Origin of the sequence: uncultured Jatrophihabitans sp. (genome assembly GCF_964244045.1) — a bacterium.
Lineage (GTDB): Bacteria > Actinomycetota > Actinomycetes > Mycobacteriales > Jatrophihabitantaceae > Jatrophihabitans.
The window spans coordinates 62,421-75,903 of record NZ_CAXTHK010000004.1 but is presented as its reverse complement, the minus strand read 5'-3'; the positions used below and the strand labels follow the sequence as shown (position 1 = coordinate 75,903).

16 protein-coding genes are annotated in these 13,483 nt (G+C 69.9%); 11 read left to right on the top strand and 5 right to left on the bottom strand.

Going from position 1 to position 13,483, the window contains the following annotated elements; all coding sequences use genetic code 11:
* Position 1: 1 nt before the first annotated feature.
* Positions 2-1,270 (top strand): hypothetical protein, encoded by a 1,269-nt coding sequence (locus tag ACFFC4_RS04745; protein WP_375498292.1) that lies wholly within the window; start codon positions 2-4, stop codon positions 1,268-1,270.
* Positions 1,267-2,388, top strand: coding sequence for a glycosyltransferase family 4 protein (locus ACFFC4_RS04740; RefSeq protein ID WP_375498290.1), 1,122 nt, complete (start codon positions 1,267-1,269; stop codon positions 2,386-2,388). Before ACFFC4_RS04745 ends, ACFFC4_RS04740 begins: the two co-directional genes overlap by 4 nt.
* 18 nt (positions 2,389-2,406) lie before the next feature.
* Here the strand turns inward: ACFFC4_RS04740 and ACFFC4_RS04735 are convergent, their stop codons facing one another.
* Entirely contained in the window at positions 2,407-4,224 is a 1,818-nt protein-coding gene (locus ACFFC4_RS04735; RefSeq protein WP_375498288.1) for an AMP-dependent synthetase/ligase, read from the bottom strand.
* Positions 4,225-4,318: 94 nt separating this feature from the next.
* On the opposite strand from ACFFC4_RS04735, the gene ACFFC4_RS04730 reads away from it, so the two are divergent.
* From ACFFC4_RS04730 to ACFFC4_RS04710, 5 genes are all read left to right on the top strand, one after another.
* Positions 4,319-4,732 (top strand): polyketide cyclase / dehydrase and lipid transport, encoded by a 414-nt coding sequence (locus ACFFC4_RS04730; RefSeq protein ID WP_375498286.1) that lies wholly within the window; start codon positions 4,319-4,321, stop codon positions 4,730-4,732.
* A gap of 58 nt (positions 4,733-4,790) precedes the next feature.
* Positions 4,791-5,249 carry an SRPBCC family protein gene (locus ACFFC4_RS04725; RefSeq protein WP_375498284.1) on the top strand — a complete coding sequence of 153 codons (459 nt, stop codon included), beginning with the start codon at positions 4,791-4,793 and terminating at the stop codon, positions 5,247-5,249.
* Positions 5,250-5,322: 73 nt separating this feature from the next.
* Entirely contained in the window at positions 5,323-5,670 is a 348-nt protein-coding gene (locus tag ACFFC4_RS04720; RefSeq protein WP_375498282.1) for a hypothetical protein, read from the top strand.
* Positions 5,671-5,673: 3 nt separating this feature from the next.
* A complete protein-coding gene (locus tag ACFFC4_RS04715) occupies positions 5,674-6,618 on the top strand; it encodes an ROK family glucokinase (protein WP_375498280.1) in 945 nt (314 codons plus the stop codon).
* A 44-nt stretch (positions 6,619-6,662) separates the two neighbouring features.
* Positions 6,663-7,253: a hypothetical protein gene (locus tag ACFFC4_RS04710; protein ID WP_375498278.1), complete on the top strand. Its 591-nt coding sequence runs from the start codon at positions 6,663-6,665 to the stop codon at positions 7,251-7,253.
* A 3-nt stretch (positions 7,254-7,256) separates the two neighbouring features.
* On the opposite strand, the gene ACFFC4_RS04705 is transcribed toward ACFFC4_RS04710, so the two are convergent.
* Together ACFFC4_RS04705 and ACFFC4_RS04700 are read right to left on the bottom strand one after the other, a co-directional pair.
* A complete protein-coding gene (locus ACFFC4_RS04705) occupies positions 7,257-7,973 on the bottom strand; it encodes a hypothetical protein (protein WP_375498276.1) in 717 nt (238 codons plus the stop codon).
* The gene (locus ACFFC4_RS04700; RefSeq protein ID WP_375498274.1) at positions 7,970-8,764 is read right to left on the bottom strand and encodes an alpha/beta hydrolase; all 795 of its coding nucleotides are present in this window, start codon (positions 8,762-8,764) and stop codon (positions 7,970-7,972) included. Before ACFFC4_RS04700 ends, ACFFC4_RS04705 begins: the two co-directional genes overlap by 4 nt.
* A gap of 173 nt (positions 8,765-8,937) precedes the next feature.
* Between ACFFC4_RS04700 and ACFFC4_RS04695 the strand changes: the two genes are divergently transcribed.
* From ACFFC4_RS04695 to ACFFC4_RS04685, 3 genes are read left to right on the top strand one after another with little or no spacing between them, the layout of a single operon-like run.
* Entirely contained in the window at positions 8,938-9,702 is a 765-nt protein-coding gene (locus tag ACFFC4_RS04695) for a lysophospholipid acyltransferase family protein (protein ID WP_375498272.1), read from the top strand.
* 22 nt (positions 9,703-9,724) lie between these two features.
* Positions 9,725-10,207: a polyadenylate-specific 3'-exoribonuclease AS gene (locus ACFFC4_RS04690; protein ID WP_375498615.1), complete on the top strand. Its 483-nt coding sequence runs from the start codon at positions 9,725-9,727 to the stop codon at positions 10,205-10,207.
* Between the two features lie 22 nt (positions 10,208-10,229).
* Positions 10,230-11,255 (top strand): 6-phosphofructokinase, encoded by a 1,026-nt coding sequence (locus tag ACFFC4_RS04685; protein WP_375498270.1) that lies wholly within the window; start codon positions 10,230-10,232, stop codon positions 11,253-11,255.
* A 75-nt stretch (positions 11,256-11,330) separates the two neighbouring features.
* Here ACFFC4_RS04685 and ACFFC4_RS04680 read toward each other — a convergent pair whose 3' ends face one another.
* The gene (locus tag ACFFC4_RS04680; protein ID WP_375498268.1) at positions 11,331-11,735 is read right to left on the bottom strand and encodes a DUF4142 domain-containing protein; all 405 of its coding nucleotides are present in this window, start codon (positions 11,733-11,735) and stop codon (positions 11,331-11,333) included.
* Positions 11,736-11,847: 112 nt separating this feature from the next.
* On the opposite strand from ACFFC4_RS04680, the gene ACFFC4_RS04675 reads away from it, so the two are divergent.
* Entirely contained in the window at positions 11,848-12,336 is a 489-nt protein-coding gene (locus ACFFC4_RS04675) for a polyketide cyclase (protein ID WP_375498266.1), read from the top strand.
* Positions 12,337-12,553: 217 nt separating this feature from the next.
* Here the strand turns inward: ACFFC4_RS04675 and ACFFC4_RS04670 are convergent, their stop codons facing one another.
* Complete coding sequence (locus ACFFC4_RS04670; protein ID WP_375498264.1) at positions 12,554-13,456, bottom strand: fructose bisphosphate aldolase; 903 nt, start codon at positions 13,454-13,456, stop codon at positions 12,554-12,556.
* Between the last annotated feature and the right edge of the window lie 27 nt (positions 13,457-13,483).

Genomic DNA, 13,483 nt, shown 5'->3' with positions numbered 1-13,483 from the left:
GGTGCGACGTCTCGTCGCGGTGCTGGTGGTCGCGGCACTGCTGGTCGGGTTGCTCAGCGCATGCTCGGGCGGCGACGACGGCGGCGCCCCGACCGACGCGCAGGTGCGTGCAGCGCTGGCCACCCACGCGCGCGGCGTGCTCCGGCACGATCGCGACGACTTCCTCGCCGCCGTCGACGCCGGCAGGAAGGCAGCCGACTTCCGCGACGACCAGCTCGCCGAGTACGACAACCTGGTGACGGTGCCGCTTGCGTCCTGGTCGTACTCGCTCGGGCCTCAGGTCACCGATCGCACCGCGCAGGCGGCGGCCCGCAAGGCCTACGGTGCGTCCGCGCGGATCGTGCGCCTCGAACTGCATTACGCGATCCGCGGCGTCGACACCGTGCCCGTCCAGCACAACCTCTGGTGGACCTTCGTGCGCGGCGGTGGAAAGGCGCGGGCCGTCGGCGATGACAGCCTGGCCCGCGAGGGCGGGGTGAGCTGGTCCGGGCCGTGGGACTTCGGTCCGATGACCACCGCCACCGGTCGTTCGAGTGTGGTTTTCGGACGCGCCGATGGGGCGACCTCGCTGCAGGCCATAGCGACCGTCGTCGACACCGCGGTGCCCGCCGTCACCTCGGTCTGGGGCACCGGCTGGACCCGCCGCGTCGCGGTGATCGTCGCGCCCAGCTCGGCGGCGTTGACGGCCGCCATCGGCGCCTCGACGGCCGAACAGGCCGGCGGTGACATCTCGGCGTTGGCCGTATCGGCCGGCTCCGACCCGCTGACGAACAGGCCCCTCGAACAACGGTTGGTCATCGACCCGGCCGCCTACGCCAAGCTCAGTGCCGTCGGACGGCGCATCACGGTCACCCACGAATTGACGCACCTGGCGAGCGCGGCGGCCACGACCGAGGCGATCCCGCGCTGGCTGATCGAGGGGTTCGCCGACTACGTCGGCAACCTCGGCACCGGCCAGCCGGTCGGCACCGTCGCCGCCGAGCTGCGGGCCCAGATCAGGGCCGGCAGCGTGCCCTCGGCGTTGCCCGGCGACGACGCGGTGGACGCAGCGAGCACTGCGGCCTCGGCCTATGAGCAGTCCTGGCTGGCCTGCCGACTTATTGCGGCCAGAATCGGCCAGGCCGGACTGGTGCGGTTCTACCGCACGGTCGGCGCCTCCCCCGACAGCAGCAACGTCGCGGTGGCCGCCGCGGTCAAGACGTTGCTGGGCGAGAGCGTTGCCGGCTTCACCGCGCAGTGGCGGGCGTACCTGCGCAGCCAGCTGGGATGAGGCGCACGCTGGTCGTCACCAATGATTTCCCGCCGCGCCAGGGCGGCATTCAGTCCTTCGTGCACGAGCTGCTCGTGCGCCAACCCCCTGCCTCGGTCGTGGTGTACGCCTCCGACCACGCAGGGTCGGCCGCCTTCGACGCAGCGCTGCCGTTCCCGGTGATCCGGCACCCGACCGGTCTGCTCGTGCCGACGCCCGGCGCGCGTCGACGGGTCGTCGAGGCCCTGCGCCGCCATGACTGCTCGGCGGTCTGGTTCGGTGCGGCCGCGCCGCTGGGCCTGCTGGCCCCGTCGCTGCGCCGGGCCGGGGCGCAGCGGATCGTCGCGACCACGCACGGGCACGAGGCCGGCTGGGCGCAGCTGCCCGCCGCCCGCAGCGCGCTGCGCCGCATCGCCGACGGCTGCGACGTCGTCACGTACCTTGGCGCTTACACCCGCTCCAAGATCGCCCCACTGATGAGCGGCCGTACCGAACTGGTGCAGTTGACACCTGGAGTTGACATCCAGACGTTCGGACCAGCAACCGACTCGACGGCCGTACGTCAGCGCCACGGGCTCGGCGAGCGTCCGACGATCGTGTGCGTGTCGCGGTTAGTCGCACGTAAGGGCCAGGACCGGCTCATCGACGCCATGCCTGCGGTCCGGGACGTGCTGCCCGACGTCGTCCTGTTGCTGGTCGGCGACGGCAGCTACCGCGACGAGCTGGCCCGTCGGGCGCGGGACAGCGGGGTGGCCGACGCGGTGGTGTTCACCGGCGGGGTGCCGCACGCCGATCTCCCGGCGCACTACGCCGCGGGAGATGTGTTCGCCATGCCGTGCCGCACCAGGCGTCGTGGGCTGGACGTCGAAGGGCTGGGCATCGTCTTCCTGGAGGCGTCGGCGACTGGACTGCCGGTGCTGGCCGGCGACTCGGGCGGCGCGCCCGACGCGGTGCTCGACGGCGAGACCGGTTATGTCGTCGACGGTCGCGACGTGCCGGCCATCGGCGAGCGGCTCGTCGCCCTGTTGCACGACGCGCCGCTGCGGGCCCAGCTCGGTGCGGCCGGCCGCGCCTGGGTCGAGCGGGACTGGCAGTGGGACACCCTCGCTGCGCGGTTGCGCGAGCTCCTCGACGCCTGAGCACCGCGCGCCGAGCGACTACTTCGGTTTCGCCCCGGCGTACAGCTCGGCGATCTGCTCCTCGCTCTCCTTGACCACCACGTTGCGCTTGAGCTTCAGCGACGGCGTTATCTGCCCGCCCTCCTCGGTCCAGTCCTCGGGCAGGATGACGAACTTACGAACCGACTCGGCCTTGCTGACCGCCTTGTTCCCGCTGTCGATGGCCTTCTGGATCTCGGCCCGCAGGCCTTCGTCGTCGACAAGGTCGGCCATCTTGGTGTCGCCGGGCTTGCCGGCCTGCTCGAGGAACCGGGGCAGCGACTCGGGGTCGATGGTGATGATCGCGGCGATGAAGGGCTTGCCGTCGCCGACGACGAGGCACTGGCTGACCAGCCAGTGGGACCGCACGCGGTCCTCGATGACGGCGGGCGCGACATTCTTGCCGCCCGCGGTGACGATGAGCTCCTTCTTGCGACCGGTGATCTTGACGAACCCGGCACTGTCGATCTCGCCGATATCGCCGGTGTGGAACCAGCCGTCGTCGTCCAGCGTCTCCTTGGTTGCCTCGGGATTGTTGTGGTAGCCGCGGAAGACGTGTGGGGCCTTGAACAGCAGCTCGCCGTCCTCGGCGATGCGGGCGGTCGTGCCGCCGATGGGCATGCCGACGGTGCCGATCTTGATCGCGTCGGGGCGGTTGACCGTGATGCCGGCGGTGGTCTCGGTGAGGCCGTAGCCCTCGTAGATGGTCACGCCGATGCCGCGGAAGAAGTGGCCGAGCCGCGCACCGAGCGGGGCGCCGCCGGATACCGCAGCCACGCAGTTGCCACCCAGCGCTGCGCGCAGCTTGCTGTAGACGAGCCGGTCGAAGACGAGGTGCTGGGCCTTGAGCACGACGGGCACCGAACCTCGTTGCACGGCCTCGGAGTACTGGACGGCGATCGTCTCGGCGTAGTCGAAGATCTTGCCCTTCTTCTCGCTGTGGGCGCGCTGCTTGGCCGTGTTGTAGACCTTCTCGAACACACGGGGCACAGCGAGCACGAACGTCGGCTTGAAGCCGCCCAGGTCCTCGATCAAGTTCTTGACGTCCGGCGTGTGGCCCAACGTGCAGCCGGTGGCCAGCGAGCCGATCTGGATCACCCGGCCGAAGACGTGCGCGATCGGCAGGAACAGCAGGGTGGACGTGTTCTCGTTGAAGAATTCGGAGAGCAGCCCCTGCAGCTCGATGGCCTCGACGACGAAGCAGCGGTGGGTGAGCTCGCAGCCCTTGGGTCGCCCCGTCGTGCCCGAGGTGTAGATGATCGAGGCCAGGTCGTCGAGCGACACTCCGGCTCGCCGCTCGTCGACGTCGGAGTCGGCGACGTCGCTGCCCTCGGTGGTGAGCGTGTCGACGGCGCCGTCGTCGAAGGACCACACGTGCTCGAGCGAGGGCAGGTCGTCGCGCACCGACTCGACGATCGCGGTGTGCTCGTCTGTCTCGACGAAGATGGCGCGCGCCTCGGAGTCCGAGACGATCCATTGCACCTGCTCGGCGCTGGACGTCTCGTAGATCGGCACCACGACCGCGCCGACGGTGAACAGCGCGAAATCGACGACCGTCCACTCGTAGCGGGTCTTGCTCATGACCGCGACCCGGTCGCCGGCCACGATTCCGGCGGCCAGCAGGCCCTTCGCGAGACCGCTGACCTCGCCGGCGAACTCCTTGGCCGAGACGTCGGTCCAGCTTTCGCCGGGACTGTTACGGCGGCGGCGCCGCAACGCGACGTGCTGCGGGTCCGCTGCCGCGTTGTCGAAGATGAAGTCGGCCGTGTTGCTCTGGCTGATCGTGCTGATCTTGCTGGCCACGTGGAGCTCGTGCACGGGGTCGGCATCCTCTCTGCAGGGCCCGGTTCATGCCGGTTACCCAACGGTAACCCGTCGTTGACCGCCACGCGAGAGGTGACATCCTGACCCGGTGCCGCTCGTCGATGTCATGGACTCCACCTGGCTGCGGGCCCGACCGCAGGCCGTCGGAGTGATCATCGCCGACCCCGCATTGTGGCGGCGGTGGTGGCCGGGCCTGGACCTCGTCGCCGACGAGCAACGCGCCGAGAGAGGCATCCGCTGGGACGTCCGGTCGGTCGACGGCTTCCCCGGGCTGACGGGCACGGCCGAGCTGTGGCTGCAGGCGCAGGGTGAGGGCGTCGTCGCGCACTTCTTCCTCCGCCTCGATCCGTCGACCGGTGGGCAGGTCACCGGCAGCGACGTCGAGCGGATCCGCTGGCGCTACCGGCGGCACACCAAGAAGGCGCTGTGGGCGCTGGCCGACCAGCTCGATCCCGGCCGCCTGGACCGGCACACGTCCGCCACCCACACCTCGCTGACCTGATCCGGCGTGCTCGCTGCAGACGCCGCCCGGACAGCCCGTCCGGGTAGCCTCTGATCTCATGCCCGAGCAGTCGACGCAGTCGATCACCATCGACGCCGACCCGGGGCAGATCATGGCCGTCATCGCCGATTTCGAGAACTACCCCGAGTGGACGGGCTCGGTCAAGAAAGCAGAGATTATTGAGGGCGCGGCGGTCGGGACGGGTGGCCGGGCACGGCGGGTGGCCTTCACCCTCGACGCCGGGATCGTCCGCGACCAGTACGAACTGGTCTACGTCTGGACCGGCGACACCCTGGTCGAGTGGGATCTCACCTCGGGTCAGATGATGCGTGCGCAGCACGGCTCGTACGCCCTGCGCGCCGACGGCCCCGAGCGCACGCACGTCACCTACTCACTGTCGGTGGACCTCGCGATTCCCATGCTCGGGCTGCTCAAGCGCAAGGCCGAGCGGGTCGTCATGGACACCGCCCTCAAGGAACTGAAGAAGCGCGTCGAGAGCCTGCGGGACGGGACATGAGCGACGCTTGGGGAGCGAATCATGGGCGCAGAAGGCCTTGGGCGGTCGAACGGAGCGAAGCGAGGGTAGGCCAATGAGCGAGCCCGACCCGGCGACGTCGATCTTCGCTGCCCTGCAGGACTGGGCAAAGCAAGCCCTGCCCGCCCCACCGTCCGGGCACGGCGGCCCGGAGTGCCAGTGGTGCCCGCTGTGCCAGCTGGCCAGCGTGTTGCGCGGGGAGCACCCCGAGATCACCGAACGGATGGCTGAGGCCGGGGCCGCGATCAGCACCGCAGTGCGGCTGCTGATCGACTCGGCGACCCCGGGGGCGGCAGGCGACGCAGCGCACCCGCCGTCGAAGGACAGGCCGAGGCCGCGCCCGCGCGCGGAGCGAGGCGTGCCCGACGACGAGACCCCCCACAACGATCCGGCGAAGGGCTGAGCTGTGGGGTTGGCCATCGGCGTCGACATCGGCGGCACCAAGGTCGCGGCCGGCGTCGTCGACGACTCCGGGGCGATCATCGACCGTGAGCGTCGTGACACCCCGGGCAGCAATGTCCAGGCCAATGAGGACGTGCTCGTCGACGTCGTTGAGACCTTGGCCGCCCGGCACGACATCACTGCAGTCGGCATCGGCGCGGCCGGGTGGATCGGCAACGACCACGCGACTGTGCTGTTCTCCCCGCACCTGGCATGGCGCGACGAACCGCTGCGCAAGTCCTTGACGGGCCGCATCGGCGCTCCGTTGATCATCGAGAACGACGCCAACGCCGCGGCCTGGGCCGAGTACCGCTTCGGCGTCGCACAGGGTGAGGCCGTCGTCGTGTGCGTGACGCTCGGGACGGGTATCGGCGGCGGGCTGGTTGCCGGCGGCGAGGTGTATCGCGGCGCCTTCGGCATCGCCTGCGAGTACGGCCACATGACCCTGGTCCCGGACGGCTACCTGTGCGCGTGCGGCAACCGCGGGTGCTGGGAGATGTACGCCTCCGGACGGGCGCTGGCCCGTGACGCCCGCGAACTGGCCGCCGAGTCGCCGATGGCCGCCGGCCGGATGATCGAGCTGGCCGGTTCGGCCGAGTTGATCACCGGGCCGATCGTCACCGCGGCCGCCGCCGCCGGCGATCCCGCGGCCCGGTCCATCTGTACGAACATGGGTCGGTGGCTGGGTCGCGGACTGGCCAACCTGGCCGCGGTGATCGACCCGTCGGTGTTCGTCATCGGCGGCGGTGTGTCTGCGGCGGGCGACCTGCTGATCGGGCCCGCGCGCGATGAGTTCGCCCACAGCCTCACCGGACGCGGCTTTCGCACCGAGGCCCGGGTCGCCGGCGCAGCGCTCGGCCCCGAGGCCGGCCTCGTCGGCGCTGCCGACCTGGCCCGGATGCTCACCTGAGGCTGCCGGGAGACCGCCGGCGGCCGTCCGGCAGGATTGCCCGGGTGCCGTCCCTGCGCCTGCTGTCCGTGAACGCCCGAACCGAGAGTCTCGATCACGAGGCGCTCGCGCGGCGCATCTCGGCAGCGTCGGCCGACGTCGTCTGCGTGCATGGGGCGCCGAGCTTGCTTCGGTGGCGCTCGATCTCGGCCGCGCTGGCCCGCCGCTCGGGACTCGTCGTGGTCGGCGGCGGCCGCACCGGGGGCGGCAACCTGCTGCTCTGCGACCTCGGCATCGACTCGACAGCCACCCGCGACGTCGTCTTCGCCGGGCATCGCGGCCCGCGCCCACCGGGCGCCACCGTGGCCGCGCTCGCCCGGTTGGGCAGCCCGTTCGTCCTCGTCGGCGCCCGGCTGAGCGGCGACGGCGCGGCCCAGCGGGCTCAGGTCGAGCAGGTGCGACGCGTCGTGCGCGAGGCCGACCCGGCCGAGCCGCCGGCGGTCGTCTGCGTCGAGGGCGCCGGCCCGGGGGCCGCGGTTGACCTGCAGGACGGCCAGACGGCCACCGCGCCGGGCGTGTTCGTCGACGCCCGGATCACGGTCGGGCAGATCGCCGACGGGGTAGTCGAACTGACGCTGCCCGAGCCGTCCGACTGATCCTCAGATCGCCGCGCCGTCGTCGTCCTCGTCGCGGTGGAAGTCGCGCACCCGGGTGAGCAGCACGCCGACCCCGACCAGCAGCCCGGCGATGCCGAGCACGCGGGCGACGTTGTCGGCGAGGCCTATCACGGTGCCCGCCGCGAGCAGGAAGATCGAGAGGATGAGCACCACGATGCCGAGCACCGCTGGCATCGACAGTCGGGGCAGCGGGGGCGGGGGCGGGGGCACGTAGTGGTCGTCGTCAAGCCACTCCGGTTCTTCGTCCGCCGGCGGCTTGCCGAGCCGGGCCCGCCACTCAGCGTCCTCGCGGGTGAGGTCGCGCTCGGCGCGGCGGATCGCGCTGTGCGTGTCGACGTGCCAATCCGCGACGAGCTCCGCGAAGATCGCGTCGGTGTCGAGCCCGGCCAACGGGTCGCCGGCCTTCGTCAACGACACCGTGGGTTCATCGGGCACGTCCGCGGCTACTGAACCCAGAGCGCGGACGGTGGCCCGGACGATCGTGCGGGCGTCGACACGTTCCTCGGCTGCGACGAACAGCCGACGGTGGTCGGCCGCTGCTTCGAGCTCGCCGAGGTAGGCCGCGATGCGCGCCCGCGCCAGGGCGGTCAGCAGTTGACGGCCGATCTCGGCGTCGACGTCGGTCAGCGGCACGTAGGCCAGCGCGCGCAAGCCGTTGTCGAGGCGCTCGTCGGGCCCGGGCACGTCGTGCGACGTCACGAGCTGACCTTCGTGACCGGGTCGGACAGCGCGCGGATGAACTCGACGCTGCCCTCGAAGATCAACGGTGCATCGTTGTCGAGGGTGGCCACGTGGTAGCTGTTCTCGAGCACCACCTCGCGGATCGTGGTGTTCGTCGCGTGGCGCTTGAGCAACTGCGCCGACAGCGGGTCGACGACGTGGTCCTCGCGGGAGCGGTAGAGCAGCACCGGCGCGGTGACCGTCGACAGGTCGGCCACCGTGCGCTTCCACAGCTTGGCCAGCGAGGCGAACGCGATCACCGGCGTGCGGTCGGCCGCGGCCTCGACGACGCCGGGCTTCTTGATGTCGCCGCCGATCGCAGGCCGCGAACGCACCGCCCACGCGATGTAGGGCGCAAACTTGGCGTCGAAGCGCTGGGTGCCGTATGCCGGGTTCACCAGCACGAGACCGGCGACGCCGTCCGGGTGCTGTTCGGCAAGCCGGGTGACGAGGGTGCCGCCCATGGACAGCCCGCAGGCCACGACCGTGTCGCAGGTCCGCGCCAGGTCGAGGTAGGCGTCCTCGATCGCCCCGTACCACTGGGGCCAGCGGGTGCGGTTGGTGTCTTGCCAGGTTCGGCCGTGTCCTGGCAGCAGCGGCAGCCGGACGCTGTAGCCGGCGTCGGCGAGATGCTGCGCCCAGGGCCGCATGCTGGCCGGGGTGCCGGTGAACCCGTGGCTGACCACGACGCCGATCCGCCGACCGTCGGAAACCGTGCCGTCGGTCGAGAACGGCTCATGATCGGCGGTGGGGTCTGCGGTGGCTGACACGGGTGGTCCTTCCTGCGCTGCGCTCCCACATCATGCCTGGCCACAGAGGCGTCGGCGAGGTCGGACCCTGACCTGTTGGCAACTTGGTTCGCGACGGGTGACGGCACTATTCTCTGGATCACATTCACCCGGAATCTCCGGGGAGCGTGTTGGCGAAGGAGACCGCGGGGTTTATGGGGTTCTGGTTCGCCAAGTTCATCATGATCGGCCCGCTGCTGCGGTTGCTCTGGCGTCCCTGGATCGAGGGACGCGAGAACATCCCCGACGACCGTCCGGCCATCCTGGCCAGCAACCACCTGTCGTTCTGTGATTCGTTCTTCCTGCCGCTGCTGGCCCCGCGCAAGGTCACCTTCCTGGCCAAGGCGGAGTACTTCACGACCCCGGGGGTCAAGGGCTTCTTCTCGCGGCTGTTCTTCGCCGGTGTCGGTCAGGTGCCCATCGACCGCTCGGACGCCGACGCTTCGCGCGCGGCCCTGAACACCGGCGTCCGGGTGCTTTGCTCGGGCAACAACCTGTTGGGCATCTACCCCGAGGGGACCCGGTCGCCTGACGGCCGGCTCTATCGCGGTAAGACTGGGGTGGCCCGCATGGCGCTCGAGTCCGGCGCAGTCGTCATCCCGTGCGCCATGGTCGACACGGCGACCATCCAGCCGCCCGGGCGGCTGTTTCCCAAACTGCGCCCCCGCCCGGGCGTTGTCATCGGCAAGCCGCTGGACTTCACCCGCTACGAGGGCATGGCGGGCGACCGCTTCGTCGAGCGCTCGATGACGGACGAGATCATGTACCAACTGATGCAGCTGTCCGGCCAGGAGTACGTCGACCAGTACGCCGCCAATGTCAAGAAGGCGCAAGGGCGGGACAAGTCGTTCGGCGCTCGCGAACGGGCGGCTTCGGTGCGCGAGCTCGGTGACCGGCACCCTGGCACCTGGGCCTCCTGACCGGTTCCAGACCGGAGGTCTGTTGCGGTACTTCTACGACTGCGAGTTCATCGAGGACGGCACCACCATCGACCTAGTGTCCATCGGCGTCGTCGCCGAGGACGGCCGCGAGTTCTACGCGGTGTCGACGGAGTTCGACCCGTCCCGCGCGATCGACTGGGTGCGCAAGAATGTGCTGGACAAGCTGCCGTCACCGTCCGACCCAGCCTGGCGCTCGCGCGAACGCATCCGCGAGGACCTCCTAGCGTTCCTCACCGGTTCCTTGGCGCCGGGCGACGGCATCGAGCTGTGGGCGTGGATGTCGGCGTACGACCATGTTGTGCTCTGTCAGCTGTGGGGCGACATGCGCGCCCTGCCGCGGGCCATTCCGCGCTTCACCCACGAGCTGCGTCAGCGCTACGAGGACGCCGGTTCGCCGCCCCTGCCACCGGCCCCGCCCGACCAGCACGACGCGTTGGCCGACGCCCGGCACAACCTCGCGCGGTGGCGCGCGCTGGGAGCCTGAGACATGTCTTAGGGTCCCAGTCATGCGCATAGGTGTATTGACGGGCGGCGGCGACTGCCCGGGTCTGAACGCGGTCATCAGGGCGGTCGTGCGCAAGGGCGCCGGCGTCCACGGTCATGAGTTCGTAGGGTTCCGCGACGGATGGCGCGGGCCACTCGAGAACCTGACCATGCCCTTGGGTATCTCCGACGTCCGCGGCATCCTGCCCCGCGGCGGGACGATCCTCGGCTCGTCGCGCACCAACCCCTTCGGGGTGGACGGCGGGGTCGACCGGGTCACCGAAAACCTGCACGCGCTGGGCGTCGACGCGCTGATCGCCATCGGCGGCGAGGACACCCTCGGCGTGGCGGCGAAACTCCACGAGCGGGGCGTCAACGTCATCGGGGTGCCGAAGACGATCGACAACGACCTGAATGCCACCGACTACACGTTCGGCTTCGACACCGCGGTGAACATTGCCATGGAGGCCATCGACCGGCTGCACACCACGGCCGAGTCGCACCACCGCGCGTTGATCGTCGAGGTCATGGGGCGGCACGCCGGCTGGATCGCGCTGCACGCCGGGATGGCCGGTGGCGCGAACGTCATCCTCATCCCCGAGTTCCCGTTCTCGATCGAGCGGGTGTGCGCGTATGTCGAGTCCCGCTTCCAGGCGCACTACGCGCCCATCGTCGTGGTCGCCGAGGGCGCGTTGCCCGCCGACGGTGGCGAAGCGGTCCTGAACAAAGGGCTCGACGCCTTCGGCCACGCCCGCCTCGGTGGCATCGGTGAGTGGCTAGCGAACGAGATCGAGACGCGGACGGGCAAGGAAGCGCGGACCACGGTGCTCGGGCACATCCAGCGGGGCGGCACGCCGTCGGCGTTCGACCGCACGCTGGCCACCCGGTTCGGTCTGCAGGCCGTCGACGCGGCCACCGACGGCGACTGGGGAAAGATGGTCGCTCTGTCCGGCACTGCCATCGTCCGGGTGCCGCTGGCCGACGCGACGTCCGAGCTCAAGCTGGTCACCCCCGAGCTCTACGCCGAGGCCGAGGTGTTCTTCGGTTAGCGCCCTACGCGAGTTGTCCGCCCGTCGTTACCCGGGTGAGGTCGCGACGGGCGGACAACTAGCAGGTCTGTCGCGTCAGCTGTTCTCGAGACGCTTCAGGTAGGCCTTCGACATCGTCAGGTGCATCTCGGCCACCGGCAGGTAGTACTTGGCGTAGGCCACCACGTTTGCTTTCGACCCGCGCTTGATCTCGTACTTCGTCTGCGCGATCGACTGCTCGTGCCCTGCGACCTGCAGCTCGAAGTAGGTCAGGGCGGGGCGCTTCGCGGTGAGCTCCGTGGCCGCCGCCGCATGCTGCTGGGCGTTGGGCTTGGCAGGAAGGGTGACACCGTCCGCCTTAGCGACGGCCTTCAACTTCGCCATCGCCGTGCGGTGGTCGCTGATGGTCATGTGCGCCAGTCGCGTGTGCGCCGCATACCGTGTCGCTACCCGCGCGTTTCCCTTCGAATCACCCGGCCCGAATTGCCTTCTCTCAGGCATTCTTCGCGCACTCCGATGGGAAGCCGAACCGCACCGCCCGAACCGAAAGCTCCGAGTACGCGATTGGCGACGGCCTGCGGCCCGCCAACGTCGGACCCCTAGCATCGGTCTGGTGCTGGGTGATCGCTGGGGCGTGAGCGACGCGGAAGTCGCGCGGCGTTATCCGTGCGACGAGTTCGTTGCCGATCCGGTCCTGCAGGCGTGGCGCGGTGTCACAGTGGGGGCCGCGCCCTCGCTGGTCTGGCCGTGGGTAATCCAGCTGCGGCTCGCGCCGTATTCCTACGACTGGGTCGACAATCTCGGCCGGCGCTCACCGCGGCAGCTGCGGGCGCTGCCCGACCCGGTGGCGGGGGAGGCCTTTACGGCCACTGCCGGCCGGCCGGTCGGCCGTGTGCTGTCAGTCGTGCCGGGGGAGCAGTACACCGGCGCGATTCTCGGCGCGGTGATGTCGTACGTCCTCGTTCCGGGCGGTGACGAAACCCGGTTGCTGCTCAAGATCGTTATGGCGCGCGGGCGCCTGCTGGCTCCGGCGGTGTCACTGGGCGACCTCGTGATGGCGCGGCGTCAGCTACTGAATCTGAAGGAGCTGGCAGAGGACTGAAGCGCCCAGCGGTGCATACTGCGCGTCCTGCCAGGTATCGGCGGGCCCCGTTTACTGTCAACATCGTCACTGGGTACGGACATTGCTGGCTTCGGCGGTGTCGGCGCGACCTGGGTAGGCACCGCGCCTCACGCCAATGCGCAGGGAACGCTGCTGACTGATCCCTGCTTGGCGTTGGCGTCGACCAGCAGTCGCCTACGACGTCCGCTGACCCGCCTCAGTCGTGCGAGACCTTCTGCACCGACGCGGCGTAGATCTGGCGCACCGACGCAGCCAACGTCGCGCTGAACTCCTCGTCGGACTGCTGGTCGCTGATCCCCTCGAGCAGGGCGCGGGAGAAGCTGGCGATCATGCTGTGGTCCTCGACCAGCTTGGCGCACGCCTCGTCGCGGTCGTAGCCGCCGGACAGCGCAAGTACCTGCAACACGCGGGGGTCGGCGGCGAGGTCGGCGTACAGGCCGGTCTGGGTCGGGATGCTCAGCTTGAGCATGATCACCGCGTCCTCGGGCAGTGCGTCGATCCGGGTGCGCAGGGCGTCGTGCAACAGCGCCTCGGCTTCTGCCTTGTGCGGGCTGGTGATGCTGACCTCCGGCTCGAGGATGGGCACCAGCCCGGCGGCCGAGATGCGCGCGCCGACCTCGAACTGCTGATCGGCGATCGCAGCCACGCCGTCCTTGTCGGCATCCTTGATCACCGAACGCATCTTGGTGCCGAACATGCCGTGCTGGTTCGCGCGTTCGAGCAGCTCGTCCAGGGTGTCGATGGGCTTCATGAGCTGGACGCCGTGCTCCTCGTCGGCGAGGCCCTTGTCGACCTTGAGGATCGGTACGACCTGCTTCTCGTCCCACAGATAGTGGCCGGTCGGGACGCCGTGCACGTCACGGTCCATCGTCTGCTCGAACAGGATCGCAGCCAGCACGTGCTCGCCGTCGAAGGCAGGGTCGGTGACGATGCGGGTGCGCATCTGGTGGACGAGGTCGAACATCTGGTCGTCGTTGCTGTAGCGGCTCTCGTCGATGCCGTACTCGGCCAGCGCCTTGGGGGTGCTGCCGCCGCTCTGGTCGAGGGCGGCGAAGAAGCCGCGTCCGGACCGGATCTTTTCGAGCTGGGTGGTGTCCACGCCGCCGTCCTCTCGCCTGGTTCTCGT